The following is a 25,886-nucleotide window of genomic DNA, read 5'->3' on the forward strand; positions in this document are numbered from 1 at the left end:
GCGTTACAACGATGAAGCACACGCGCACGACCCTCGCGGTCGTCTCCGGGGCCGCCGCCCTCGCCCTCGTCCTGACCGGCTGCTCGGCCGGGGGATCCGCGAGCACGGACGGCCCCGTCACCCTGAAGGTCTGGACCGGGTTCACCGGCGGCGACCGCCCCGGCTACGCCACCATCGTGCAGGACTTCGAGAAGGCCCACCCGAAGATCAAGGTCGACATGACCGTCCAGCCCTGGGACACCATCCAGCAGAAGCTGCCGTCCGCGTGGCTCACCGGGCAGGGCCCCGACGTCGCCGCGGTCAGCTCGGACCCGAACGCCGTCGCGCAGTACGTGAAGACGAACTCGGTGCTGCCCATCACGATGACCGGCAGCGGTGACAGCAAGATCAACACCGCGCAGTTCGCCCCCGGGACGGTCGACGAGTTCACCTACGACGGCAAGCTCTACGGCGTCCCCGCGAACTTCGCGACGCTGAGCCTGTACTACAACAAGAAGCTCTTCCAGGAAGCCGGCATCACGAACCCGCCGACGACCGTCCAGGAGATGGCGGCCGACGCGAAGCAGCTCACCACGGGTGGGAAGTACGGCATCGCGCTCGCCGACAACCAGACCATCCAGATGTGGCCGGTCCTGCAGTGGCTCGAGGGCGGCGACATCGTCACGGGCAAGGGCTGCAGCGCCGTCCAGACGAGCGCATCGAAGCAGGGCCTCGAGACCTGGGGTGACCTGGTGGCGAAGGACGGGGTCAGCCCGGTCGGGCTCACCGGTGCCGAAGCCGATTCGCTGTTCTCCGCCGGCAAGGCCGCGATGGAGATCAACGGCCCGTGGGCCGCGTCCGGGTACGAGAGCGCCGGCATCGACCTCGGCATCGTGAAGGTCCCGGTCGGCGTCGACGGCAAGTCGAGCACGCTCGGGTCGATCGCGCCGCTGTCGATCTCGGCGAAGACGAAGTACCCGGAGCAGGCGCAGCAGTTCCTCGCCTACTGGACGTCGAAGACCGCGCAGCAGAAGTTCTCGCTGCAGACCGGCTTCCCGCCGCTCCGCACCGACCTGTCCGACGATGCGAAGCTGCAGGCCGACCCGACGGTGTCGGTGTTCGCGAGCCAGGTCGGCGACGCCCGGCTGTACCTGCCGCACGTCGAGAACGCCACGAAGGTCGACTCCGACGCCTACGTGCCGATGATCGGCAAGATCACCCGCGGCACCTCGGTCGCCGACGCGACGAAGGAGGCCGCGTCGACCATCGACGGCCTGACGGGTTGCAGCAAGTGACCGACCAGCTCCTCGGGTCGGCCCCGTCACGCGGTGCGCGTGACGGGGCCCCCGCCTCAGCCACCGGCCGGGAGGCGCGCCCCACCCGCCGCCGAGCGCGCCGCTTCCAGCCGGCCTGGCTCTTCATGGCACCGTCGCTGCTCATCCTCGGCGTGTTCGTCCTGTTCCCGATCCTCCGGTCGCTGTACTACTCGTTCTTCGACTGGACGGTGGGCGCCGCATCGCAGCAGTTCGTCGGCCTCGGGAACTACGTGCAGCTCACCCGCGACCCGCAGTTCTGGAACGCGCTGCGCGTGACGCTCGAGTACACGGTCGTGTCCGTCGTCCTGCTCGTGGTGCTCGGCTTCGTGGCCGCGCTCCTGCTGCAGCGGGACACCCTGCTCAACCGGATAGTCCGGTCGGTGTTCTTCTTCCCGACCATCGTGTCGCTCGTCACGATCGGCCTGGTCTGGAAGTTCCTGCTCGACCCCGACATCGGGCTCGTCGGCGGCCTGACCGCACTGTTCGGGCTCCCGAGCGTCGCCTGGCTGCAGTCCACCTCGCTCGCCCTGCCGACCGTGATCCTCGTGTCGGTGTGGAAGAGCATCGGCTTCGCGATGATCCTGTTCATCGCCGGGCTCAAGGGCGTCCCCGCCGAACGGTACGAGGCGGCCGAGCTCGACGGCGCGAACCGCTGGCAGACGACCTGGCGCATCACGCTGCCGAGCATCCGCCCGACCCTGCTCTTCACGTCGATGATCCTGACGATCCAGTCGTTCCAGGTCTTCGACCTCGTCTACGTGATGACCGGCGGCGGACCCGTGTTCGCCACCGACTCGCTCGTGAACCTGCTCTACCGCGACGGCTTCGTCGACTACCAGACCGGCTACGCGTCGGCCATCTCCTGGGTCCTCTTCGTGATCATCATGCTCATCTCGCTCCTGCAGCTCCGACTGTTCCGCTACGACGATGTCGACTGACGCGCTCACCCGGCGACCGCCCGTGGCGGAGCCGACCCGTGCCTCCCGGCCGGACCCCGATCGACGCGCCCGGCGACACGGTCGTCGGAGCGGCCTCGTCGTCACCGGCTCCGTCCTGAAGTGGGTGTACCTCGGCATCGGGCTCGTGTTCGCGCTCGTGCCGTTCGTCTGGATGGTGAGCGGGTCGTTCCGGTCCGAGGCCGACCTGTTCGGCCACCCCGCCTCGCTGTTCCCGACGAGCATCACGCTGCACGGGTACCAGGGCGTGTGGTCGCAACTGCCGTTCCTGCGGTTGCTGCTCAACTCGTTCGTGTTCACCGTCGTCACGACCGTGCTGACGCTGCTCTTCGACTCGATGTGCGCGTACGCACTGGCCCGCATGCGGTTCGTCGGGCGGAACGTGGCCTTCGTGCTCGTCATCGCGACGCTCATGGTGCCGTTCCAGGTGACGCTCATCCCGGTGTTCGTCGAGCTCTTCCACCTCGGCTGGCTGAACACCTACCAGGGGCTCATCATCCCCAGGGCCACGAGCGCGTTCGGCATCTTCCTGTTCCGACAGTTCTTCATCGACATCCCTCCGGAGCTCGACGAGGCGGCGCGCATCGACGGCGCCGGACACTGGCGGATCTACTGGCAGGTGATCCTGCCGCTGGCGAAGCCCGCGATCGCGACCGTCGCCGTGCTCAACGGCATGGCCCTGTGGAACGACCTGCTCTGGCCGCTCGTCGTGAGCACGTCGAACGACATGCTGACGCTGCCCGCCGGACTGACGCTGTTCGGCGGGGCGCACGTGACCGACCACGCGGTCCTGCTCGCCGGTGCGGTGATCTCGCTGCTGCCGATCGCCGTCGGGTTCTTCTTCGCGCAGAAGTACTTCGTCGCCGGTGTCGCCACCTCGGGGCTGAAGTGACCGGCCCGTCCGCCTTCGCCCGCGGCACGTTCACCTGGGCGCTCGGCATCGAGGACACCTGCGTGCACCCGCCGGCCCGCTTCGCGATGGCGCCGCTCGACGAGCACGCGCTCACCGGGCACGACCGAGCGTGGCGGAGCGACCTCGACGCGGTCCGTGACCTCGGCGCCACGGCGCTGCGGTACGGCGTCGACTGGCCCCGTGTGCACCTCGGACCCGGCCGCTTCGACTGGTCGGAGCTCGACGAGCGCCTGCCGCACGCCGCGGCCGGCGGGGTGACGGTCATCGCCGACCTGGTGCACTACGGCACACCGACGTGGCTCGACGACTCGTTCGCCGACCCGCGGTACCCGGCGGTCGTGGCCGAGTTCGCGGAGGCCTTCGCCCGGCGGTACGCCGGCGTGGTCGACCACATCACCCCCCTCAACGAACCGATCACGACGGCGTCGTTCGCCGGGCTGCGGGGCGTGTGGCCCCCGGGCCTCACCGGCTGGGACGGGTGGACCCGGGTGGTGCTCGGCATCGTCGACGGCATCCAGCGGACCGTCCGCGCCGTCCGGGCGGCGAACCCGCACGCCGTGATCGTGCACGTCGAGGCGAGCACGCTCGTCCGACCGGTGGACGGCGGCACCGCGGTGGTGGCGGAGGCAGCCCTGCTCGAGCTGCTCGGGACCGTCCCGACCGACCTGGTGCTCGGACGGGTCACGGCGGAGCACCCCGCGCACGACTGGCTCCTCGACCACGGGGCGACTGCCACCGCGTTGGGGGCGCTGGTGGAGGGCGCGGTCGCCGTCGACCTGCTCGGCGTGAACTACTACCCGGACCTCACACCGCGGCAGCTCACGGTCGAGGACGGTCGGGTCGTCCAGCACGCGCACGACCGGTGGACCGCCGGGCTCGTCGAGGCCCTCCGTCGGTTCGACGACCGGTACGGGATCCCCATGGTCGTCACCGAGACCTCGATCGAGGGCGACGACGATCGTCGCTCGGCCTGGGTCGCGGACGCCGCCGACGCGGTGCGCGGGCTCGTGGCGGACGGCGTCGACCTGCGCGGGTTCACCTGGTGGCCGCTCTTCGACTTCGTCGACTGGTCGTACGCGGCGGGTGGGCGGAACGTCGAGGAGTTCGTGCTGCCGGCGGAAGTCGTGGCGGACCGCGCGGCGAGCGACCGGAAGACGCCGTACCTGCGCCGCATGGGGCTCGTCCGGCTCGAGGAGGCGGCGGACGGTGCGCTCGACCGCGTGCCGACCCCGGCGGCGGAGCGGTTCCGGGAGCGGGCGACGGCCGAGGTGGGGGCGGCACGGACGCCGTGACCGGCCGACCCTCGGTGCGACCGCCGCGCTCGCCGTGGGTGCGGCATGATGCTCGATGACCGGTTCCGCGTGGCACCGGCCGAGGACGGCGGTGGACGCACCGCCCCTGACGAGGGAGTCGAGATGGGGACCGTGTTCAGCGAGGCGGAACGCGCCGCGATGCAGCAGGCCGCCGACGAGCGCCGGGCGACGAGGGGTCTGAAGGGTGCGGCGAAGCGGGACGCCGAACGCGAGGCGTGCACCGTCGCCATCGAGCAGCTGACCGGCTTCGACCGGACCCTGGCCTCCCGGTTCCACCTCCTGGTGACGGAGGTCGCGCCGCACCTCGACCCGAAGACCTGGTACGGCTTCCCGTCGTACGCCCGGGACGGCAAGGTGGTGACCTTCGTGCAGCCGGCCGCCAAGTTCGGGTCCCGGTACGCCACGGTCGGGTTCCAGCAGGACGCGGCGCTCGACGACGGCGCGATGTGGGCCACCTCGTACGCGGTCGTCGAGTGGACCGACGACGTCGAGGAACGGCTCCGCGACCTCGTCCGCCGAGCCGCGGGTTCCGACCCGGGCGAGGACCGGTGACGGCGGTCGGCTCCGATGGGGGCGGGGACCGGTGACGGCGGTCGACGAGGGCCTGCTGTACGACCTGTGCAGCCGCGCGAGGATCGTGCAGGTGCGGTCCGTGTCGTCGGAGGCTGGCCTGCGCGGGCTGACGGACCTGGTCCGACGCGCGACGGGGTGCACGGACACGTACTCCCACGAGCGCGTCGCCGCGATGATCGAGTCCGCACCGCGGCCCGTCGGGTTCCGGTACGGAGCGGCGCGTGTCGAGGCCGTCAGCACCGCTCGGACGACCCCGCCGGAGTCCTGGTCGGAGGACGAGCGGCACGACCACCGGGCCGCGCAGGACGCGTTGCTCGAGGCGGTGGGGCGGGACTCCGGCGAGCCCGTCGCCGGACCGCTGGGGGTCGCGCGGAACGTCGTGGAGCAGCTCCTGCTCCGCTGGTTCTAGCGCTCACACCGCCGCAGCCACCCGGCCGCCCCGGTCCCGCTCCTCCTACTCGTACCGGAGCGCCGCCACCGGGGCTGCCCGGACGGCCCGTGCGGCCGGCCCGAGCGCGGCGGCGAGCCCGGTCGCCGACGCCCCGACGAGCACGACGACCACCAGCCACCCCGGCACGACGGGCGCGATGAGCGTGGCACCCTTCGTGGCCCCGAGCAGCGTGTACGCCCCCGCCCAGCCGTAGGCCGTGCCGAGCAGGACGCCGAGCACGACGGCCACGGCGATGGTGATCGCCGTCTCGACGAGCACGAGCGCGCGGACCTGCTGCCGTGTCGCGCCGACCACCCGGAGCAGGCCGAGCTCACGCCCGCGCTGCGCGATCGTCAGCGCGGTGACCGCGACCACGCCGGCGGCGGCGATGACCCCGGCCGCGCCGACGAGGCCGGTGAACATGACCGCCAGTTGGTCGAACTGCTCCTCGATGCCGCGGTAGTACTCCGGGTCGTCGGCGGCCTGCTGCGAGAGCATGCTCGCGTAGGTCGCGAAGCCCACCGCGAACGTCGCCATGAGCGTGACGGCGATGAGCAGCCCGACGGTCGCACGGGCGGTCCGCCTCGGTGCACGCAGGGAGTTGCGCGCGGCCATGGCGGGGACGACCGAGCGGGCGGTCGCGGCAGCCACCAGGCGGAGGACGGCGGGCAGCAGGACCGGCGACGCGACGACGACACCCGTGAACGACAGGGCACCGCAGCCCACGGCGAGCAGCAGCGCGTCGACGGTCGACGCCCCGAGGACGACGGCGACGCCGAGCCCGGCGGCGCCCGACAGGAAGAGCGCCGCGGCGGTGACCGTGCGTCCCACGGACCGGGTCGTGCCGGGCGGCGGCTCGACACCGGACTCGAGCGCGCGCAGCGGCGGGATGGCGAGGACCGCCCGCGAACCGATGCGGAACGCGAGCGTGGTGATCGTGGCGACGAGCAGCCCGACCGGCACGAGTGCCGGCGGCGCGAGCACGCCGAGCGGCGGGAGCGTCCCGAGCGCGGCGGCGACGGCGAGGGCGGCGTCGGCGACGAGCGTGCCGAGCACGGTCCCGACGACGGCACCGACGAGTCCGCTGACCAGACCGGTCCGGGTCACCTGCCGGCGGAGCCGGGCGCCGGTCGCGCCGAGCAGGCGCTGCAGGGCGAGGGACCGGGTCTGGCCCGCGATCACGGTCGCGCAGGTGTTCGACGCGACGACGGCGCTGACGTACAGCGCGACCCCGATGAACACCCACGCCACGACGGGCAGGATGAGGGCGACCGTGGCGCTCGACCCGGTGCGGTCCCCGAGCTCGACGATCCGCCGTGCGGCGGCCGCCCCGGTCACCACCAGGGCGCCGAGCCCGGCGGACAGTGCGGCGACCGAGACGGTGGCGGGGTCCTCGACGAGGAGCCGGAACGGGAGGCGGTGGTCGCCTCGCCGACGCCGACCGCGGTGACGGGGCACGCTCAGGACCCGCCGTCGCCCGGGTTCGGCGTCCACGCGACCCAGCGGTCGCCCTTCGCGGTCATCGACCAGCCGCCGCACTGCAGCACGGACGTCGCCTTGTAGACGTCGGGCGCGCCGTCGGCGTCCATGGTCGGCGCCGACTTCCGCGGGGTGGTCCTGCAGCCGTCCGCGGTCACGCCGGCACGGCTCGTGAAGACCAGCGTCGTCGGTGCGGTGTCGGAGGCGCGGCCGCCGGTGCCCGTCACGGAGGTGATGGCCGTCGCGTCGTCCGGCAGCCACGCGGGAGCGGACTCCAGGTCGGCGCGGCTGGACGCCTCGGAGGTCAGGCGGTCGTGCGCGGCGTCGCCGAGGGCGGAGCAGCCGGTCAGGGCGACCGCGGCGAGCGCGAGCGCGCCGACGGTCAGGACGGTCGTGGTGGTTCGGGGCATGTCGGGCCTTTCGTGGTGTGTGCTCCGATCACAGCGGACCGCGCCGGCGCAGGGATCGGCTCAGAGGAGGACCGTCGTGCTCCTGCGGGATGACATCGGCGGACCGTGCTGGTCGGACATCGACGCGACCGCCGCGTACGGGTCCCGTCGACGACGCGTGCCGACCGCCGCGCGGGCCGGTGCGTCGTGCCGTCGTCCGACCAGCACGGCACGACGTGGAAGTGCAGGTGCGGCACGCTCTGCCCGGCGTCGGTGCCGGAGGCCTGCAGCACGACGGTGCCGGGTCCAGGGTGTGCGCGACCGGCACCACGAGGGTGTGCCCGGGGGCGAGGGCCGAGTCGGGCAGGGGTGCGAACGCGACCGCGTGCTCCTCGCGCTCGACCCACGTCGCGGCGGCGCTGCCGTCGATGACGCGGCAGAACGGGCAGGTGTCCATCGGCCCGGTCTGGGGCAGTGGGGGACAGCGACCGCACATCCTGCGGACCGCGGGGAGTGGTCGGCCTAGCGTGGGATCGTCATGGCAGCCGAACACCGCAGATCCGTCGAGCCCGATGGGGCTCCCACCGTCGCGCACCACACCGCGCACCACGCCGCGACCGCCGAGCACACCGAGGCGGAGCAGGCCGAGCAGCACCCCACCGAGCAGTCTTCCACCCAGCAGGAGCCTGCCGACCGGCGCGGCGGCCCGGGGGGTGGCGGCGACGAGCCGGACCCGAACCGCTGGAAGGCGCTCGTCATCTGCTTGCTCGGCGGCGGCATCGTGCTGCTCGACGTGTCGATCGTCAACGTCGCACTGCAGTCGATCTCGAGCGGCCTGCCCGGCGCCTCGCCCGAGGCCGTGCAGTGGATCCTGTCCGGTTACGCCCTGGCGTTCGGTCTGCTGCTCGTCCCCGGCGGTCGTCTCGGCGACGCCTCGGGCCGGCGGCGGATGTTCGTCATCGGCGTCGGGCTGTTCACGGTCGCGAGCGCGCTCTGCGGGTTCGCCCCGAACGGGCTCGTCCTGGTGATCGCCCGCCTCGTGCAGGGCTTCGCGGGCGGCCTGCTCACACCGCAGGTGACCGCGCTCATCCAGCAGCTGTTCCGCGGCAAGGAGCGCGGCACCGCCTTCGGGCTGTTCGGTGCCACCGTCGGCATCGCGACCGCGATCGGCCCCCTCATCGGCGGGCTGCTCATCACCGCGTTCGGCACCGAGAACGGCTGGCGCTTCGTCTTCTTCGTGAACCTGCCCGTGGGACTCGTCACGATCCTCCTGGCCTTCCGCTACCTGCCCGCCGCGGCGAAGAAGGAACGCGGTCGCCGGCACGACTTCGACCCGGTCGGCATCGTGCTGCTCGGTGCCGCGGTGGTCGCCCTGCTGCTGCCGTTCGTGCAGTCGGAGCAGTGGAAGAGCAACGCGAAGTGGTGGCTGGTCGTCGCCGCCGTCGTGTTCGCCGTCCTGTTCGTGCTGTGGGAGCGCCGCTACGGCCGGACGAAGGAGCCGGTCATCGACCTCGGGCTCTTCCGCCGTCGGTCGTTCTCGCTCGGCGTCGGCCTGGCCACGGTGTACTTCGCCGGCTTCACCCCGCTGTTCTTCGTCCTGACGCTCGCACTGCAGTCCGGCCTGCACTACTCGGCCCTGCTCGCCGGCCTGGCCTCGGTGCCCTTCGCGATCGGTTCCGGCGTCGCCTCGACGATCGGTGGACGGGTCGTGCACCGCTTCGGCCGGCAGCTCATCGTCGTCGGCACGGTCCTGGTCCTCATCGGGCTCGGCGGTGTCGTGTGGGTGGTCGCGAACCACTACGGACCGAACCTCGGCTGGTGGCTGGTGCTGCCGCTCCTGGTCGGGGGCATCGGCTCCGGGCTCACGATCTCGCCGAACCAGACGCTCACGCTCTCCGAGGTCCCGGTGGAGCAGGGCGGCTCGGCCGGCGGTCTCATCCAGGTCGGCGCCCGCGTCGGGTCGGCGATCGGCATCGCGGCGGTCGGCAGCGTCTTCTACTCGGCGCTCGCGAGCACGAAGGGCGACTACGCGCAGGGGCTGCCGCTGGGGCTCGGAGTGTCCCTGGCGTTCGTCGCGGCCGCGCTCGTGGCGGGCATCGTCGACGTCGTGGTCGGCAAGGTCCGGCACACGGAGGCGACCGTCTGATCCCGGCGACCGGGTGCGGCGCTCCTGACGAGCGACGTCCCGCCGGCGCACCGGTAGCCTGCCCGGATGCGCTCCCGCCTCCGCCGACAGACGCCCGCGCTCGTGCTGGCCGCCCTCGCCGTCTGCGCGGTCGTCGGCGCAGTACTGGCCGAGCAGGCCGCGTGGCCGCTCGCACCCGCGTTCCCGTGGGCGCACTCCGGCGACTTCGCGTTCGTCGCGACGCGCAACCAGTTCGACGCGGCGCAGGCCGCCCGCGTGGTGGCCTGGGGCTCGGCGGCGCTCGCCGTGGTGCTCGTCCTGGCGTCCGTGGTCGCCGCCCTGGCGCGCCACCGTCGTTCCTGACCGCGGGGCGGCCACGGCGACCCGGTGGCGGCCGGGAGGCGCTGCACCGGCCCGGCACCGCGCCTCCCGTCCGTCGCGTCGCCCCCTCCGTCAGGCCAGCTGGCCGGACGGCGGGCGCGCGTCATCCCGCAGGATGATCCGCGGGGTGCTCCGCGCCCCCTAGGTTTCGACCAGCGGGGGCGTGTCCCCGCGGCCGAGCCAGGGAAGGCACCGTGACCCGACACACGAAGCGATCGTCCGCGATCCGATCCGCCACCGTCCTCGCGGTGACCGCCGTCCTGACGGGCGTGCTCGCCGCGCCCGCCCACGCCGCCCCCGCGGCCGCGGCGGCGGTCGCCCCCGTGGCGCAGGGCGACGACTGGAGCGTGACCCCCTCCGCAGGCGGCTACGACGTCACGCTCGACCTCGATGCACCGTTGCCGATCCGGGCCGCGGCGCCCGTGCTCCTGGTCGACGGACACGACGTCGGCGTCGGCCGGACGAGCCTCGACCAACGGCGGGTGACCGTCACCACCACCGACCCCGCGGTGGCCCGGGCCGACGACGTGTCGCTCGCGTGGACGAGCGACGTCGACCCGTCCGCGCCGTCGGGCACACCGCAGCCGGGTGCACCGCAGACGGTCGCCCCGCAGGCCGCGCCGTCCGGAACCCCTGCGCCGTCCGGGACCCCTGTGCCGTCCGACGCCCCTGCGCCGAGCGACGCGGACCCCGCAGCGGCCGGCCCGTACACGGTGGCGCGCGCCGACTACGACCTCGGCGACCAGGTGGAGACCCTGCGCGGCTTCGGGGGCAACCGCAAGGGCGAGATGCGCGCCGCGGTGTTCCTGCCGGAGGACGCCCCGGGGAAGCGCCCGGTGGTCGTGTTCCTGCACGGCCGGCACGAGGCCTGCGTGGGCGGGACCCCGAGCAGCGCCGGGTGGCCGTGCGGCCGTCGGCAGACCGAGATCCCGAGCTACCGCGGCTACGATGCCGCCGCGACCGCGCTGGCGAGCAACGGCTACGCCGTCGTCTCGGTCTCCGCGAACGCGATCAACGCGCTCGACGGCACGTACGCCGACGACGGCGGAGCCCTCGCCCGCGGGCAGCTCGTGCTCGACCACCTCGACCTGCTCCGCCGTGCGGACGCCGGCCAGGAGCCGCGCCTGTCACCGCTGCTCGTCGGCCGGCTCGACCTCGGCGACGTCGGACTCATGGGGCACTCGCGCGGTGGCGACGGCGTCGTCCGGGCCGCCCTGCTCAACGAGCAGCGCGCGCAGCCGTTCGGCATCAGGGCCGTGATGCCCCTCGCGCCGACGGACTTCGGGCGGACGACGCTGCCCGACACGGACACCGCCGTCGTCCTGCCCTCCTGCGACGGGGACGTCTCCGACCTGCAGGGCCAGCACTTCTTCGACGACTCCCGCACCGCGTACGGCGACGACGTCCTGCGCTCGTCGATCCTCGTGATGGGCGCGAACCACAACTTCTTCAACACGACGTGGACACCGGGGAAGTACCCGCTGGCCTCGTCGGACGACTGGTGGGACGACACCGACCCGGTGTGCGGGACGTCGTCGTCGACCAGCACACGCCTGTCCGCCGATGCTCAGAACGCCGTCGGCACCAGCCTGGTCAGCGGGTTCTTCCGACTGACGCTCGGTGGTGAGCAGCAGTTCCTGTCCTCCTTCGACGGCAGCGGCCGCCAGCCGGCGGCACTCGGCTCGGCCGACCTCCGCGTCACCGCGTCGCTGCCCGGCGCGAGCCGCCGCGACCTCGCGCTGTTCACCGCTGCCGACCGGGCCGTCACCACGACCGGCCAGGTGACCGCGACGACGTGCGCCAGCGCCACGGACGTGCAGGCGAAGCCGGCACTGCCCGCCTGCGTCGCGTCGTCGTCGAACGCACCCGACTTCACGCCGGCCTGGCTCGCACCGGCCGTACCCGCCACCCCCGCGTTGCACGTCGTCCCCACCCGGACCCCGACCGGCGGCCAGGTGCACGTCGCGGTGCCCGCCGAGCGCGGCGACCTGTCCGGGTTCTCGGCACTGTCCGTCCGGATCGCCCCGGACGACGGATCGCGCACGGACGCCGACGTCACGCTGCGCGTGCGGGACGCCGCCGGGCACGTCGCGTCGCAGCGGCTCGCCGACGTCAGCCGTGCCGGGCAGCGGCTGCCCGGGTCACGGAATGCCCCGCGGAAGACCCTGCTCCAGCAGGCGCAGGTCCCGCTCACCGCGTTCGTCGGCGTCGACCTGACCGCGGTGCGCGAGGTCACGGTCGACGTCCCCGCGGGCAACGGCGGCGTGCTGCTCAGCGACCTGTCGGTGCTCCCGGCGTCGTCCGTCGGGCACCCCGCCGTGGTCGACCGTCCGACGGTCCGGATCGCCGACCGCACCGTCGACGAGGGTTCCGGTCGGGGCACCGTCCGCGCCGCCGTCGTGCTCTCGCGCCCCGCGCAGCAGACCACGACCGCGTACTTCGACCTGTCCGAGGTGTACGACGAGCACCTCACCCCGACCATGCAGCCCGTGGTGTTCCGACCGGGGGAGGTCTGCAAGGCGGTGAGCGTGCCGCTGCTCGGCGACCGTCGCCCGTCCACCGCGCCCACGACCGGGTACCCGATGACCGTGAGCAACACCCAGGGCGGTGCCGTGCTCGGCGACGGGGTCGGCACGCTGACCGTCCGCGAGGACGACGGCGTCCGCGACGACCGCGGTCGCACCGTCGCCTCGGCCGTGCCCGTGGGCACGGCCGGTGACGCCTGCGCCGAGGCCACCGCCGCCCCGACCACCGTGGGGACGAGTGCGGCGACCGTGCAGCGCGGGAAGCGGATGACCTTCAGTGCCTCGGGCTTCCGCGCCGGCGAGTCCGTGCTGTTCCGGGTCGACAAGGGCGTCGCCGGTCGCGTGACGTCGGACGGCCGCGGCCGGGTCTCCCTCGCATGGACGGCCTCCGCATCGACGGCGATCGGGAAGCACGCGGTGTCCGTGTCGGGTGCAGGGTCGAAGCGCGTCGGGTCCGGTAGCTTCGCGGTGCGGAGGTGACCCGGGCCGTCCCCGGGACCGGCGGAGGGGGAAGCATGGACGACGTGTCGGAGCAGCGTGGAGCGCGGCGGCCGACGGTCGTGACCGTCGCGGTCGCGATCTGGTGGACGGTGCTCGCCGTGCGGACCGTGGAGGTCGTCGTCGGGATCGTCCGGCTCGACCGCGAGGACCCCGCACTCCTGCCGGCCGGCCTGGTCGGCGCGGTGCTCGGGATCGGCTTCTGCGCGCTGCTCGCGTGGGGCGCGCTGCGCACGGCACGTGGCTCCGGGACCGCCCGGTTCTGGCTCGCGCTGGTCAGCGCCTTCGCGGTGCTCAACGTGGTGATCGCCGTCTTCGCTGCGGAGCCGAGCTGGACCGTGCTCGAGCCGCTCGCGCTCGGCGTCGCCGCGGTCCTGACCTACCTGCCCTCGGCCCGGCCGTGGTTCCCGAGGGCCGAGCGTCGGCCGCGCCGGGTCGAACCGCGGACGATCGGGTGGGACCCGCAGACCGGGGAGCGGATCACGGAGCAGCACGGGAGCGACGGCAGGGGCTGACCCGTCTGCCCGGTGACGGTCCGACACGCCGGACCGGGAACCCGTCGGCAGTCTGCGGACACCACCTGACATGAACCAGATCACGGGGGACCGGGCCGACTGGGCACTGAGCCTCGCGGGCGACGGGCAGGCCTTCGGCAGGGTCTTCGACCGGCATGCCGCGAGGCTCCGGCGGCACGCGGTCGGCCTCGTTCCGACCTCGGCGGTCGCCGACGCGGACGACGTCGTCGCGATGACGTTCCTCGAGGCGTGGCGCCGCCGGGACACCGTCCGTTTCGTCGACGACTCCCTGCTGCCGTGGCTCCTCGTGACGGCGACGAACACGGCGCACAACGTCACCCGGTCGACTCGTCGGCACCGTGCCTTCCTCGGCCGGTTCCCGATGCCCGAACCGGCGCCGGACCCCGCAGAGCAGTTCTCCGACGGCGGCGCGGTCGCCGCGATGGGTCGGCTCTCGCTCGACGACCAGCGCGTCCTGACGCTCTGTGTGCTCGAGGGGCTCGGCGAACGCGAGGCAGCCGCCGTCCTCGGCGTGCGGCCCGGGACGGTGAAGTCCCGACTCCACCGGGCGAAGGCCCGGCTCCACCAGCGGTACACAGCCACAGCGGAACCCCTCGGAGGCGCACTGTGAACGACGACTTCTCCCCACGCCTGACCGCGATGCGCGACGCGCTCGTCGCCGAGGTCGACCGGACCGGCGCTGCCGGCACCACTCCGGTCCGGCGCCGACGCCCGACCCGGGCCACGGTGCTGGCCGTCCTCGCGGCGTTCGTGGTCGGTGGCGGGCTCACCGGCGGCTTGACCGCGGCCGCGCTCCCCGGAGCAGACCCGGACGCCGCCGTCGAGACCCAGCTGGCGACGTCCGCGCGGTACCAGGTGGAGGAGAGCAACCACGCGACGGTGCTCGGGACCCCGACCTTCCTCGTCACGCACGGCGACCGGACCATCACGCTGGACGACCGACCGCGCGGAGCCGACGCGATCACGGTGTCGTGGACGTGCCTGGACCGGGCGGACCTCCGGGTGGCGGTCGACGGGACGCGCGTGGATGTCGGCGACCCGTGCCTGCCCTCGACCGAGGACGTCGACCGCACGTCGTGGAGCATGACCCCCGTGGATGGCTCCGGCAACAGCACGGTCACGCTGTCGGGTTCCGGGCCGGCGCGCTACGCCGTGTGGGTGTCGTGGATGCAGCGGGCGACGATCGCCGAGCCGTCGCCGCAGCAGGACGCCGAGACCGCCGACGGGGTCGTCACGCTGCAGGAGTACACCACGGCCTTCAACCGGCTGCAGGCGTGCATGGCGCAGGCGGGGCACCCGATGGGTGAGGTCCCGCTCACGTACTCCGCCGACGGGCTCTGGAGCTCGACGCCGGGCGGCGACGGACCCTGGTACCAGTACGGCATCGCCTCGGAGAGCGTGGAGGCGTTCGATACCCAGTGCTACCCGCGGGAGTTCGACGACGTCGACACGATCTGGCAGGGCGAGCACCCGATGCCGTACGAGCCGCCCGTGGATCCGGCGCTGCGCGACTGACCGGCCGGCACCGCAACGGACGGGAGGCGCGGTGCCAGCTGGCACCGCGCCTCCCGTCCGACGGTCAGACCGTCCGTCGCCCGTTGCGACATTGCACTCGTCGAACGACAGCTGTTCTGTCGCACCATGCTCGTGCATCGGATGCGTGCGCATGATGCGACAAGACCGCTGTCGAACGACAGCGGTCTTGTCGCGGGATGCGTGCAGACTCAGCGCGACCGACCGGAACCACCGACCGAGCCCGCGCCGCCTACACCCCCGCGGGCACCGCCACCCGCGTCAACCGCACCGGCACCGCCTTCGACACCGGCGTGTTGCTGCCCTTCGCCGCGCTGTCGAGCGGCACGAGCACGTTCGCCTCCGGGAAGTACGCGGCCGCGCAGCCTCGGGCGCTCGGGTACGCGACGACCCGGTAGTCCCGCAGCACCCGCTCGACGTCGTCGTCCCACACCGTCGCGACGTCGACCCGGTCGCCGTCCTGCAGCCCGAGCTCGGTGAGGTCGTCCGGGTTCACGAACACGACGTGCCGCCCCTTCTTGATGCCCCGGTACCGGTCGTTCAGGCTGTAGATCGTCGTGTTGTACTGGTCGTGGGCGCGCAGCGTCTGCAGCAGCAGGGTGCCCTCGGGGCGCTCGACGTGCTCCAGCTCGTTGACGGTGATCATCGCCTTGCCGGTCTTCGTGCCGAACGAACGCGAGTCGCGGGGACCGTTCGGCAGGACGAAGCCCTCCTTGCTCGCGGCGCGGCGGGAGTAGTCCTCGAAGCCGGGGACGACGTGGCTGATGTGGTCGCGGATGACGTCGTAGTCGTCACGCATGCCCTGCCAGTCCACTGCCACGCGGTCGCCGAGCGTGGCCTTCGCCAGCTCGCAGACGATCGCGACCTCGGACAGCAGGCCCGGGGCGACCGGCGGCACTTGGCCGTGGCTGCCGTGCACGGAGCACACGGTGTCCTCGACGGAGACGAACTGCGGGCCCGCGGCCTGCACGTCGATCTCGGTGCGACCCATCGTGGGCAGGATCAGGGCTTCGTCGCCGACCACGGCGTGCGAGCGGTTCAGCTTGGTCGACACCTGCACGGTCATCTCGGTGCCGCGGAACGCCGCCTCGGCGAGCTGCGAGTCCGAGATGGCCGCGACGAGGTTGCCGCCCATGCCCATCCAGAACGTGATCTCGCCGCGCTGCATCGCCGTGATGCCCTTGAGCGCGTCGACCCCGTGTTCGCGCGGCGGCTCGAAGTGGAACTCCTTCGCCAACGCGTCGAGGAACGAGTCGGGCATCTGCTCCCAGATGCCCATCGTGCGGTCGCCCTGCACGTTGCTGTGCCCGCGGATCGGCGAGGCGCCGGCGCCCGGACGGCCGATGTTCCCGCGGAGGAGCAGGAGGTTGATGATCTCCTTGATCGTGTCGACGGCCTTGGTGTGCTGCGTGATGCCCATCGCCCACGTGATGATCGTCCGCTCGGAGCGCATGTAGCGCTCGGCGAGCTCGTCGATCTCCTCGAGGGTGAGCCCGGTCGCGCGCACGACCTCGTCGTCGTCGACCTGCAGGACGTGCTCGACGAACGCCTCGTACCCGCTGGTGTGCTCGGCGATGAAGGCGTGGTCGACGACCGTGCCGGGGGCGGCGAGCTCGGCCTGCACGACGCGCTTCGAGAGCGCCTGCAGCAGCGCCATGTCGCCGCCGAGCCGGATCTGCACGAACTGGTCGGCGATCTCGGTCCCGCGGCCGACGACGCCCCGGACCTTCTGCGGGTTCTTGTAGCGCTTCAGGCTCGACTCCGGCAGCGGGTTCACGGCGACGATCTCGGCGCCGTTCTCCTTGGCGTCCTCGAGCGCGGTGAGCATCCGGGGGTGGTTCGTGCCCGGGTTCTGGCCCATCACGATGATGAGCTCGGTCTCCTCGAAGTCGTCGTACGCGATGGTCGACTTGCCGATGCCGACGACCTCGGCCATCGCCAGGCTCGTCGACTCGTGGCACATGTTCGAGCAGTCGGGCAGGTTGTTCGTGCCGAAGGCCCGGACGAACAGCTGGTAGACGAAGGCCGCCTCGTTCGAGGTGCGCCCGGACGTGTAGAACGACGCCTGGTCGGGGGAGTCGAGCCCGTTCAGCTTGTCGGCGATGATCCGGAACGCCCGCTCCCAGCTGACCGGCTGGTAGTGGTCCTTCCCCGCGGGCTTCCAGACCGGTTCGGTGATGCGGCCCTGCATGCCGAGCCAGTACTCCGTCTTGTCGGCGAGGTCGTCGACCGAGTGCTCCGCCCAGAACGACCGCGGCACGAGCACCGGGGTGGCCTCCCACACGACCGCCTTGGCGCCGTTCTCGCAGAACTCGGCGGTCTTGCGCTTGTCCGGGTCCGGCCAGGCGCAGCTCATGCAGTCGAACCCGCCCTTCTGGTTCAGGTTCAGCATGAGCTTGGCGGTGCGTGCGACGCCGAGCTGCTCGATCGCCGGGGTCATCGAGTGCAGGACACCGGGGACGCCGGCCGCCCACTCCTTCGGCTCGCCGACCGTCATCTCGGCGTCGGTCACGTCGTCCTTCGGGGGCTGTTCGGTCACGGTGCGCTCACTGTCTCTCGCTGGGGCTCTGCGGTGCGGGCGGGCTCGACGATCCGCTCCGGTCGGCTGTAGACGACCATGCTCTGGCCGCGGAGGAAGCCGACGATCGTGATGCCGACCTCCTTCGCCAGGTCGACGGCGAGCGACGACGGTGCGGACACCGCGGCGAGCACCGGGATCCCGGCCATCGACGCCTTCTGCGTCAGCTCGAAGCTCGCCCGCCCGGAGACCATGAGGACGGTGCCGCTCAGGGGCAGCCGTCCCTCCTTCACGGCCCAGCCCACGACCTTGTCGACGGCGTTGTGCCGCCCGACGTCCTCGCGGAGGACGAGCATGCGCCCGGTCCGGCCGTCGAACAGGGCCGCCGCGTGCAGGCCGCCGGTCTTCTCGAAGACGTCCTGGGCCTCGCGGAGCCGGTCCGGGAACGTCGCGAGGAGGCCCGGGTCGAGCACGAGGTCGTCGTGCTGCACCGCGTGCTGCGAGGTGGTCCGGACGGCGTCGATGCTCGCCTTGCCGCACAGGCCGCAGGAGCTGGTCGTGTAGAAGGCGCGCTCGAGGCTCGGGTCCGGCGCGGGGACGCCAGCGGCCAGCGTCACGTCGAGCACGTTGTACGTGTTCAGGCCCTCGTCGGTCGCGCCGGCGCAGTACCGCGCGGCGGCGAAGTCGTCACCGCGGGCGATGACGCCCTCGGACACCAGGAACCCGGCGGCGAGGTCGACGTCGTTGCCCGGGGTCCGCATGGTGATCGCGAGCGAGTTGCCGCCGACGCGGATCTCGAGCGGTTCCTCGACCGCCAGCAGGTCGTCGCGCACGGAGCGCGACGTCGCGACCGTGATGCGGGTGACGCGCTTCCGCGCGGTGATCCGGCTCATGGTCCGGGTCTACCATCCACGTCCGACTGCCGCCAGGGCGGTGCGGATCTCGCCGTCCTGCCTGTCCCGGTCCTCAGGACCACGGCAGTCGGACGGGAGGCACGGCATCGCCCGCCACGCGGCCCCCGGACCCGACGACCATCAGGCCGTCCGCGTCGGCCAGGCCGCGCAGCATCGCCGACGTCTGGTGGGACGCCGGCACGGCACCGTCGGGCGTCGCCCGGTACGCGAGCACCAGTCCTCCCGGACGGTCGTTCGGCACGTCGACCGCCAGTCGGACCGACCCGGTCGGCTCGAGCGGGCGTCCGAGCAGCCCGGCGACGAGCGGCCCGCCGAGCAGCACGAGGCCGACCATCGCGGCCATCGGGTTGCCGGGCAGGCAGAGGTACAGGGTGGTGCCCCGGCGGGCGAGGAGCATCGGGCGTCCGGGGCGCACGTCGACCCGGTCGACGAGGAGCTCGGCGCCGATGCGGTCGAGCGCACCGCGGACGTGGTCGGTCGACGACCCCGCCGTCCCGCCGGTGGTCACGACGAGGCGCTCGCGGGCGGCGTCCAGGACCCGGGCGGTGTGGTCGGCGTCGTCGGACACCCGCTCGGTGGCCACCGGCTCGGCGCCGGACGAGCGGAGCACCGCGGGCAGCGTGTGCGTGAAGACGTCGCGGACCTGCCCCGGGCGGGGCACGCCGCTGCCGACGATCTCGTCGCCGAGCACCGCCACCCGGGCGGTCGGGGCGGGCGCGACGAGCACGTCGTCGACGCCGGAGGCCGCGGCCAGTGCCGCTCGGGGCGGCGTGAGGACCGTGCCGCCGGCGAAGAGCACCTGCCCGAGCGCGACCTCCTCGCCCGCTGGTCGGACGTGGCGACGCGTCGAGGGCGTGTGCCGGACGAGGAACCCGGCGTGGTCGACCGCGGCGTCCTCGGAGCGGACCACGGCGTCGGTGCCCGGCGGCACGGGGGCCCCGGTCGTGATCGGCCGCGCGTGCCCGGGCGTCAGGCGTTCGGCCGACGGCACCGCACCGGCGACGATGGCCGTCCCGAGCACCCACGGGCCGTCACCGGCGACCGCCCAGCCGTCCATCGCGGCACCGTCGTGCCCGGGGACCGCGCCCGGCGCGAGCAGGTCGCCGACGAGCGTCCGTCCGAGCGCACCGACCAGGTCGAGCCGCACCGGACCGGCACCGAGGTCCCGGACGGCACTCTCCGCGGCGAGCCGACCGCCCTGCCGGTGGGCCTCGGCGCGGGCGTCGTCCCAGGGGAGGAGGACCGCCGTCACCGGGCGTCGGGCTCGGAGGACCCGGAGGGCTCGGGGGACGCGGAGGGCTCGGAGGGTGCGGGGGCCTCGCCGCGGGCCAGGGCCAGGCGGGTGGCGGTCGCCGCGGCGTCGCTGACGTCGGCGCTCGACCCGCCCCGGAGTCCCGCGGCGTACCCGGCCAGGAAGGTGGTGAGCGGGGCGGCCGGACGGGCGACGCCGTGTGCGGCGTCACGCGCGAGGTCGAGCACGACGTCGCGGTCGAGCGTGAAGTCCTCGGGGAACCCGAGCGCCTCGGCGAGCTCGGCGGTCCATGCGGCGAGGACGTCGTCAGTGGTCATGCGGTCAGTCAAGCAGCCCCGACCCGTCGGTGACCCGCGCGGCGTCGGCCGGTTCGTCCACGTCCGCACAGAGTCCGGCGGCCAGCGGGACCTCGACGATCCTGAGGTCCGCGGTCAGCCGCCGGACCGCCGCACCGTCGGGATCGTCGAGCGCCCGGACCGCCGCACGCAGCGCGTCCGAGCGGTACAGGGCGAGCAGCGGTTGCCGGTGCCCGCCCTCGTCGACCGCGACGAGCCCGTCGGTGTCGTCACCCGCGTCGTCGGCGGCGCCGAGCAGCTGCGCGACGGCGGCCTCGGGGCGGACGAGGTCGCACGCGAGCACGAGCGTCCACGGTGCCGGGTCGGCGACGGCGACGAGGCCCGCGGCGATCGCGGCGACCGGTCCGCCGAAGGGCGGGTCCTCGCGGGCGTGGACGACCCCGTCGGGGGCCGAGCGCCCGTCGCGGAGCCCGACGAGCACGACCGTCGCTGCCCGTCCGGCCGCGGCGACCGCGTGGTCCGACAGCGCCAGGCCCCCCGAGACGAGCGCCGTCTTGTCGACCCCGCCCATGCGCGACGCCCGCCCGCCTGCCAGGAGGACGGCGTCGTGCGCCACGCTCACCGTCCCGGCCATCCCTGCACCGTACCCGCCCTTCTCAGACGAGGCAGTCACCTGGTACACCAGACACCAAACATCACAGGAGGGGAGTTCGATGCGGAACACACGGAAGACGGTCACGGCCGTCGCCGGGACGATCACGGCGTTGATGGGAGTGCTCGCGTTCGGTGCCCCGGCCCACGCCGGGACGGCGGTTCCTCCCAAACCGGTCGAGCACGGCATGGTGATGCCGGCGGACGGCCAGGGCACCTCGCGGTACGTCTCGCACCCGGAGGGTGGCGGGACGTGGACCCACGGGACGGACGGTGCGAACAACACCGCCTACTCGAACTTCCACCACTCGTCGCGGAAGCACGGCTCGTCGGTGCAGAACGGGAGAGGGCGGGTGCGGCGGAGCGCTGACACGCGAGCAGGCTCCACCGCACGCGCGTCCATCACGAAGACCTACGCCGGCAACTCGGCGTACTACCGGTTCGTCAAGTAGGGACCGGGTCGGGACGGTGGCGACGTCACCGTCCCGACCTGCACCCCATGAGATTCCTCATCGCACTGGTCGGATCGTCCTTGGCGATCCTGCTCGCCGTCGCCTTCTCGAGCACCGCAGTGGTCGATGCGCTCGCGCCTCGCGGGGCGACGCAGTTGGTCACGGTCTGGGACCTCGGCCAGGTCAGCCCGACGGACTTCCGCGCGCTGGTGCCCGAGCTGGCGGCACGGCACCACATCGCCCTCGTCAAGGAGGACGTCACGGAACACGCCTCGGGGAACTCCCGGACGGAGTCGATCGTCAACGCCGCGGCGACACGTTCGCTCTCGCCGGAGCCGGCTCGGGTCCCACGCTTCGATCTCCGTGACCACGTTCGTGCTGTTCCGTGGCGCGACCTCCCGGACTCGGCACTGACCGGGCAGTACTCGACCGACGCCACCTCCGCGACGGCGGCTGCGTTCGTCGCCGACCTGGACGAACGAGGAGTCGAAGTGACGTTGCTGCCGTTGGACGTGATCGGTCTCGCCAGGTGGGTCGTGAGTGAGGTCCCGGTGGTGCCGCTCGCCGCCGCCGTGCTCGTCGTCCTCGTCGTGGGCGGCGCCGCCTGGACGGTCCGACGTACCCGCCGGCACCTGCTGCTGGTCCTGCACGGCATGCCGTCCGGTCGAGTCGGGCTCCGAGCGGCGGGGACCGCCCTCGCGGTGCTGTTCTCGGGCGCGGCGACCGCCGTGGCGACGACGGTCCCGGTCTTCGCCGCCTCCGATCGTCTGGCGCGGTGGGGGCTCTTCACCGGGGTGTTCCTCGCGGGCGTCGCTGCAGCCACGGTCGTCCTCCTGGTCGGTGTCGGTACCGGTCTGCTCCTGGTGCGTCCGGACCGACGGCTCCTCGACGGGCTGCAGGGCGCCCGCCCCCTCCGGAGCCTGCTCGGGATCACGCTCGTCGGCCGAGCGGTCGTCCTGCTGAGCGTGTGCAGCGTCCTCGGCGGACTGATGGTCGTCCTCGGTGCCGCACGCACGAACGCGGACGACGGGCCTGAGCTGCGCGCATCGGGCTCGTTCGGGGCGCTCGCGTTCCGCAACGGGAACCTCGACGATCCAGCCGTCGAGCGGGGGCTCGTCGGGCTCGTCGACGACCTCGACGCCGCGGGCTCGGTGGTCGTCGCGGTCCACCCCGCGACACCGATGTACCAGGGCAACGGGCCGGACGAGGGCAACTCGCTGATCGTCAACGACGCGTTCCTCCGACGACAGCCGGTCGACGCCGTGACCGGCAGGCGGATCCGCCCGCAGGACGTCGACGACGGGTCGCTCGTACTCCTGGTGCCCAGCGACGTCCCCTGGACCGACGCGGACCTCGCTGACTGGACGGGGTGGGCTGACTTCCAGTCGACGCACGACGGCGGCCCGACGGGTGCGCCGGTCGACGTCCGGGTCCTCCGGACAGCGCCGATCGGGCAGGTGTTCAACTACGGCAACGATGCCGGCGACGACACCAGCTCCCAGCAGTCGCCGGTCATCGCGGTCCTGCCACACGCACGAGCCCTCGTGTCCGTGGACTTCGTCGTCTCCGCGTTGACCCAGGGGCAGATCGTCTTCACCGACGTCGCGGCCCTGCGGCGGGAGATCAGCCGGCGTGGTCTCGGTCCGGAGATCGGCGGTGTCGAGCTGCTCGCCGACCGGTACGGTGCCCGAGCCCGGACGATCGACCGGTCGCTCAGGTGGGACACGACCGCCGCGACGACCGCGCTCGCGGTGACCGCGGTGTCGTCACTCGGCGCTGCGGCGATCACCGCCCGACTGCGGCGACGGCGAGCGTTCGTCCGAGCGCTCCACGGAGAACGACGGACCAGGGCCGTGCTGGTCGCCGCTGTCCTCCCGGCCACGACGACGGTGGAGGTGCTCGCCGCCGCCGCGGTGGACACCGCCCTGCCGGCGTCCCGTGTCGTGCTCCTCGGACTCGCGGCCCTCGACGCAGTGGTCACCATCGGCGCCCTCGCGGTCCTCACCCGCGGTCCGGCCTCGGCCGCTGGGCACGCCGCACCGGAGGGGAGGACGACATGACCACGTCCGTGCCGGCGCTCACGGCCGACCGCATCGCCAAGGAGCTCGGCGCGCGCACGCTCTGGAGCGACCTGACGTTCGAGGTCGCCGGCGGCCGCTCCCTCGTGGTGACCGGGCCGAGCGGATGCGGCAAGTCCACGCTGCTCCACTGTCTCGGAGGCCTCGACCGGGTGACGGCGGGGACCGTCCGAGTGGCCGGAGCACCCCTGCCCGCGGCCGGACGGCGGCGCAGTGCTCTCTTCCGATCTGCGGTCGGCCACCTGCTCCAGCAGCCCGCGCTCGACGACACGTGGTCGGTCCGCTCGAACCTCGACGTCGCGTTCATCGGGACGCGAGTCCGTCGGACCGACCGACGTGCACTCCGACGGGATGCGCTCGCCCGCGTCGGTCTCGCCGGGGCGGACGAGCACGCTCGGGCCCACGTCCTGAGCGGCGGGGAGCGGCAACGAGTCGCCCTGGCGCGGATCCTGCTCCGTCGGCCGCGCGTGCTGTTCGCCGACGAACCCACGGCGGCGTTGGACGACGCCGCCGCTCGGGTCGTGATCGACGTGCTGGACGAACTACGCCGCGCGGGGACCGCCGTGGTCACGGCGACGCACGACCCACGGCTCACGGCGTGGGCCGACGACCGGATCGACCTTGCTCCGAGGTGCCGCTCACGACCGCTCGACCCCTGACCGCTCCGCGTGGTGTGCGGACCCGTCGGCAGCTGCGGTCAGGAGCACTGCTCGAGGGCGAAGGACTGCGGGGCACTCCAGCGCGCCCGACCCCGTGCGCCGTCGGGCGCCCACTGCTGCACCACCCGACAGCCGAGCTCCGCCGTGGCCCGACGCACGGGGCTCGACGGAGCCGAGCCCGACGAGACGACGAACAGCCGGTCCTCGCCCGAACGGACGAGACCCTCGATCTGCGCGGTCGTGAAGACGGGGACCTGGCCGGAGAAGCCGCCGTCGGTCAGGACCTCGTCGCCGGTCGCTCCGATGACGTCGGCGGACACCCGCCACGAGTCGGCGAGGAACAACGGCTTGCCGTCCCGCCCACCGCCAGCCCGCTCGGCGTCGGCGACCAGGGCGGTCTCGGCTGCGGAGAGCCGGGTGTGGCCGCCGACGACGTCGGGAGTCGAGACCGAGAACGCCCCGCTGACGACCCCGGGAGCGGGACCCGCTCCGCCCCGGCCGAGGGCGAGCGCCCGTGTCGGGCCCGCACCGGAACGGGCGAACGCACCCTGCGCGACACCGACCGAGGCGTCCGACCCGCTGCCGTCCCGGGACGCGTCGAGCACCTGCAGCGAGAAGCACGCGGGTCCCAGCACCACGGCGGCGACGAGCAAGCCGGCGGCGGTCCTCCGGCTGCCGACGACCCGCGTCGAGGGCGCACCCGCCACCCGGCGCCACCGCACGAGGAGCGCGACGAGGGCGGCCACCGTGACACCGACGGCGAGGACGGCGAGGAGCGTCGGCTCCGACGACGCGCGCGCGAGCCACGCCCACCACGCGCCCTGGACGACGAGCAACGCGACGGGCACCAGCCGCAGCTGGCGGTCGGGTGCGTCGACGAGCCGGGCGGCGCTCCACCACCCGAGCGCCGCGAGGGCCGCGAGCTGGACGCCGATGCCGGCGACGTACGCGGTGTGCGGGAGGGTGAGGGCGGACAGCACCACGAACCCGGTGCCCAGCCACACGACCAGGGTGAGGAACGTGGCGGTGGGGACCCGGGCCTCCCGGACGGTGCGCCCCGGCCACCAGCGGACCGCACCCACGACGATGCCGGTGAGCGCCGCGGGCCACGACCAGCCGACCTGCGACGCGTAGCGCGGTGTGACGAGCTGCAGCAGGGAGTGACCGGGCCGGTGCCCGGCGACGGCACGCCACGCGTCCGCGGCGTGGGCCGAGGCCTGCCCGAGCGCGCCGACCGCACCGGGCCACGCGCCGGGCAGGAACCGGTCGACGCCGTTGTAGCCGAACACCATCACGAAGACGCTGTCGTCGGTCGACCCGTCGACGTACGGGTGGTCCGCCGTCGGCAGCAGGGCGACGACCACCGACCAGCCGAGGCTCGCGACGACCGTCGCGCCGACGAGCACCGCGACGTGCCCGACGGCGCGGCGCCAGCGCGGCCCGGGACCGGTGGTGGCGAGGACCGTGCCGAGCACCAGCGCGGGCAGCACCATCCACGCCTGCAGCATCTTCGCCTGGAAGCCGACGCCGACGGCCAGTCCCGCCAGGAGCAGCGGCCACCACGTCCGGGTGAGCGCGGCTCGCTGCCACCAGACCAGGGCGACGGCCAGGGCTGCCGTGAGCAGACCGTCCTCCATCGGGTGCCCGAACATCGACACGAAGATCGGGGTCCCGGCGGCCAGGGCGGCTGCGACCAGGCCGGCGCGGGCGCCGAGCCACCGGAGCACGACGACCGAGACCGCGAGGGTGGTGACGGCACCCTCGATCACCTGCGGCAGCGCGAGCGAGGCCGTGGACATGCCGAACAGGTGGATGCTGATCGCCTGGGGGACCGCGAAGCCCGCGAGCTTGTCGAGCGTGACGGTCGCGCCCGGGTCGAACGAGCCGGACAGGAACGCGGGCAGGGACTCCGACATCGACCGGGCGGCGGCCGCGTAGAAGGAGAGATCGCCGCCGCGCCCGAGGTTCCAGCTCGAGAGCACCGCGCCGAGCACCACGATCGCGGCGAGCGTCGCACGCTCCCCGCGGGTCCGCCGCCACCAGCGGGCGGGGTCGTTCGTCGTCATGCGGCGAGCGTCCCGCCGGAGTCGATGGAGGAGCCGTGCACGGGGAGGCCCGGT

General features: G+C 73.3%; 24 protein-coding genes. 15 read left to right on the forward strand and 9 right to left on the reverse strand.

Annotated features, from left to right (window positions below; all coding sequences use genetic code 11):
• Positions 1–11 precede the first annotated feature (11 nt).
• From Cus16_RS12205 to Cus16_RS12230, 6 genes are read left to right on the forward strand one after another with little or no spacing between them, the layout of a single operon-like run.
• Positions 12–1,274, forward strand: coding sequence for an ABC transporter substrate-binding protein (locus Cus16_RS12205; RefSeq protein ID WP_069712928.1), 1,263 nt, complete (start codon positions 12–14; stop codon positions 1,272–1,274).
• A complete protein-coding gene (locus tag Cus16_RS12210; RefSeq protein ID WP_069712929.1) occupies positions 1,271–2,233 on the forward strand; it encodes a carbohydrate ABC transporter permease in 963 nt (320 codons plus the stop codon). Before Cus16_RS12205 ends, Cus16_RS12210 begins: the two co-directional genes overlap by 4 nt.
• Positions 2,223–3,143 carry a carbohydrate ABC transporter permease gene (locus tag Cus16_RS12215; RefSeq protein ID WP_220456199.1) on the forward strand — a complete coding sequence of 307 codons (921 nt, stop codon included), beginning with the start codon at positions 2,223–2,225 and terminating at the stop codon, positions 3,141–3,143. Before Cus16_RS12210 ends, Cus16_RS12215 begins: the two co-directional genes overlap by 11 nt.
• The gene (locus tag Cus16_RS12220) at positions 3,140–4,456 is read left to right on the forward strand and encodes a family 1 glycosylhydrolase (protein WP_069712930.1); all 1,317 of its coding nucleotides are present in this window, start codon (positions 3,140–3,142) and stop codon (positions 4,454–4,456) included. The genes Cus16_RS12215 and Cus16_RS12220 overlap by 4 nt, the downstream gene beginning before the upstream one ends.
• 45 nt (positions 4,457–4,501) lie before the next feature.
• Entirely contained in the window at positions 4,502–5,029 is a 528-nt protein-coding gene (locus tag Cus16_RS12225) for a hypothetical protein (RefSeq protein ID WP_411266609.1), read from the forward strand.
• Between the two features lie 31 nt (positions 5,030–5,060).
• The gene (locus Cus16_RS12230; protein WP_069712931.1) at positions 5,061–5,459 is read left to right on the forward strand and encodes a hypothetical protein; all 399 of its coding nucleotides are present in this window, start codon (positions 5,061–5,063) and stop codon (positions 5,457–5,459) included.
• Positions 5,460–5,504: 45 nt separating this feature from the next.
• On the opposite strand, the gene Cus16_RS12235 is transcribed toward Cus16_RS12230, so the two are convergent.
• The 3 genes from Cus16_RS12235 to Cus16_RS17130 are packed head-to-tail and all read right to left on the reverse strand — an operon-like array spanning position 5,505 to position 7,842.
• Entirely contained in the window at positions 5,505–6,938 is a 1,434-nt protein-coding gene (locus Cus16_RS12235; protein ID WP_141718965.1) for an FtsX-like permease family protein, read from the reverse strand.
• 2 nt (positions 6,939–6,940) lie between these two features.
• On the reverse strand, positions 6,941–7,369 hold the full coding sequence (locus Cus16_RS12240; protein WP_069712932.1) for a hypothetical protein: 429 nt from the start codon (positions 7,367–7,369) through the stop codon (positions 6,941–6,943).
• Positions 7,342–7,842, reverse strand: a complete 501-nt coding sequence (locus tag Cus16_RS17130) for an HIT domain-containing protein (RefSeq protein WP_189319590.1) — start codon at positions 7,840–7,842, stop codon at positions 7,342–7,344. The genes Cus16_RS12240 and Cus16_RS17130 overlap by 28 nt, the downstream gene beginning before the upstream one ends.
• 44 nt (positions 7,843–7,886) lie before the next feature.
• Here Cus16_RS17130 and Cus16_RS12245 point away from each other — a divergent pair, with 44 nt between their 5' ends.
• From Cus16_RS12245 to Cus16_RS12270, 6 genes are all read left to right on the forward strand, one after another.
• The gene (locus tag Cus16_RS12245) at positions 7,887–9,494 is read left to right on the forward strand and encodes an MFS transporter (protein WP_083263938.1); all 1,608 of its coding nucleotides are present in this window, start codon (positions 7,887–7,889) and stop codon (positions 9,492–9,494) included.
• Between the two features lie 66 nt (positions 9,495–9,560).
• Positions 9,561–9,836: a hypothetical protein gene (locus tag Cus16_RS12250; RefSeq protein WP_069712933.1), complete on the forward strand. Its 276-nt coding sequence runs from the start codon at positions 9,561–9,563 to the stop codon at positions 9,834–9,836.
• 266 nt (positions 9,837–10,102) lie between these two features.
• Positions 10,103–12,859, forward strand: coding sequence for a hypothetical protein (locus Cus16_RS12255; protein WP_189319591.1), 2,757 nt, complete (start codon positions 10,103–10,105; stop codon positions 12,857–12,859).
• A gap of 35 nt (positions 12,860–12,894) precedes the next feature.
• A complete protein-coding gene (locus Cus16_RS12260) occupies positions 12,895–13,392 on the forward strand; it encodes a hypothetical protein (protein WP_069712935.1) in 498 nt (165 codons plus the stop codon).
• Positions 13,393–13,462: 70 nt separating this feature from the next.
• The gene (locus Cus16_RS12265) at positions 13,463–14,023 is read left to right on the forward strand and encodes an RNA polymerase sigma factor (protein WP_069712936.1); all 561 of its coding nucleotides are present in this window, start codon (positions 13,463–13,465) and stop codon (positions 14,021–14,023) included.
• On the forward strand, positions 14,020–14,928 hold the full coding sequence (locus Cus16_RS12270) for a hypothetical protein (RefSeq protein ID WP_069712937.1): 909 nt from the start codon (positions 14,020–14,022) through the stop codon (positions 14,926–14,928). Before Cus16_RS12265 ends, Cus16_RS12270 begins: the two co-directional genes overlap by 4 nt.
• A gap of 250 nt (positions 14,929–15,178) precedes the next feature.
• Here the strand turns inward: Cus16_RS12270 and Cus16_RS12275 are convergent, their stop codons facing one another.
• The 5 genes from Cus16_RS12275 to Cus16_RS12295 form a co-directional block, all read right to left on the reverse strand.
• A complete protein-coding gene (locus Cus16_RS12275; RefSeq protein WP_069713033.1) occupies positions 15,179–17,443 on the reverse strand; it encodes an FdhF/YdeP family oxidoreductase in 2,265 nt (754 codons plus the stop codon).
• Between the two features lie 38 nt (positions 17,444–17,481).
• The gene (fdhD, locus tag Cus16_RS12280; RefSeq protein WP_069712938.1) at positions 17,482–18,357 is read right to left on the reverse strand and encodes a formate dehydrogenase accessory sulfurtransferase FdhD; all 876 of its coding nucleotides are present in this window, start codon (positions 18,355–18,357) and stop codon (positions 17,482–17,484) included.
• A gap of 73 nt (positions 18,358–18,430) precedes the next feature.
• Positions 18,431–19,630: a molybdopterin molybdotransferase MoeA gene (locus tag Cus16_RS12285; RefSeq protein ID WP_069712939.1), complete on the reverse strand. Its 1,200-nt coding sequence runs from the start codon at positions 19,628–19,630 to the stop codon at positions 18,431–18,433.
• The gene (locus Cus16_RS16725) at positions 19,627–19,947 is read right to left on the reverse strand and encodes a DUF6457 domain-containing protein (protein WP_069712940.1); all 321 of its coding nucleotides are present in this window, start codon (positions 19,945–19,947) and stop codon (positions 19,627–19,629) included. The genes Cus16_RS12285 and Cus16_RS16725 overlap by 4 nt, the downstream gene beginning before the upstream one ends.
• Positions 19,948–19,951: 4 nt before the next feature.
• The gene (locus tag Cus16_RS12295) at positions 19,952–20,560 is read right to left on the reverse strand and encodes a molybdenum cofactor guanylyltransferase (RefSeq protein WP_069712941.1); all 609 of its coding nucleotides are present in this window, start codon (positions 20,558–20,560) and stop codon (positions 19,952–19,954) included.
• 79 nt (positions 20,561–20,639) lie between these two features.
• On the opposite strand from Cus16_RS12295, the gene Cus16_RS12300 reads away from it, so the two are divergent.
• Genes Cus16_RS12300 through Cus16_RS12310 form a run of 3 tightly spaced genes read left to right on the forward strand, consistent with a single transcriptional unit; the run spans position 20,640 to position 23,766 of the window.
• The gene (locus Cus16_RS12300; RefSeq protein ID WP_069712942.1) at positions 20,640–21,029 is read left to right on the forward strand and encodes a lactococcin 972 family bacteriocin; all 390 of its coding nucleotides are present in this window, start codon (positions 20,640–20,642) and stop codon (positions 21,027–21,029) included.
• A gap of 47 nt (positions 21,030–21,076) precedes the next feature.
• Positions 21,077–23,089: a hypothetical protein gene (locus tag Cus16_RS12305; RefSeq protein WP_069712943.1), complete on the forward strand. Its 2,013-nt coding sequence runs from the start codon at positions 21,077–21,079 to the stop codon at positions 23,087–23,089.
• Entirely contained in the window at positions 23,086–23,766 is a 681-nt protein-coding gene (locus Cus16_RS12310; RefSeq protein WP_069712944.1) for an ABC transporter ATP-binding protein, read from the forward strand. Before Cus16_RS12305 ends, Cus16_RS12310 begins: the two co-directional genes overlap by 4 nt.
• 38 nt (positions 23,767–23,804) lie before the next feature.
• Here Cus16_RS12310 and Cus16_RS12315 read toward each other — a convergent pair whose 3' ends face one another.
• A complete protein-coding gene (locus tag Cus16_RS12315) occupies positions 23,805–25,832 on the reverse strand; it encodes a glycosyltransferase family 39 protein (RefSeq protein WP_069712945.1) in 2,028 nt (675 codons plus the stop codon).
• Positions 25,833–25,886: the final 54 nt, after the last annotated feature.

Origin of the sequence: Curtobacterium sp. ER1/6, from assembly GCF_001742745.1 — a bacterium.
In the GTDB taxonomy this organism is placed as follows: domain Bacteria; phylum Actinomycetota; class Actinomycetes; order Actinomycetales; family Microbacteriaceae; genus Curtobacterium; species Curtobacterium citri.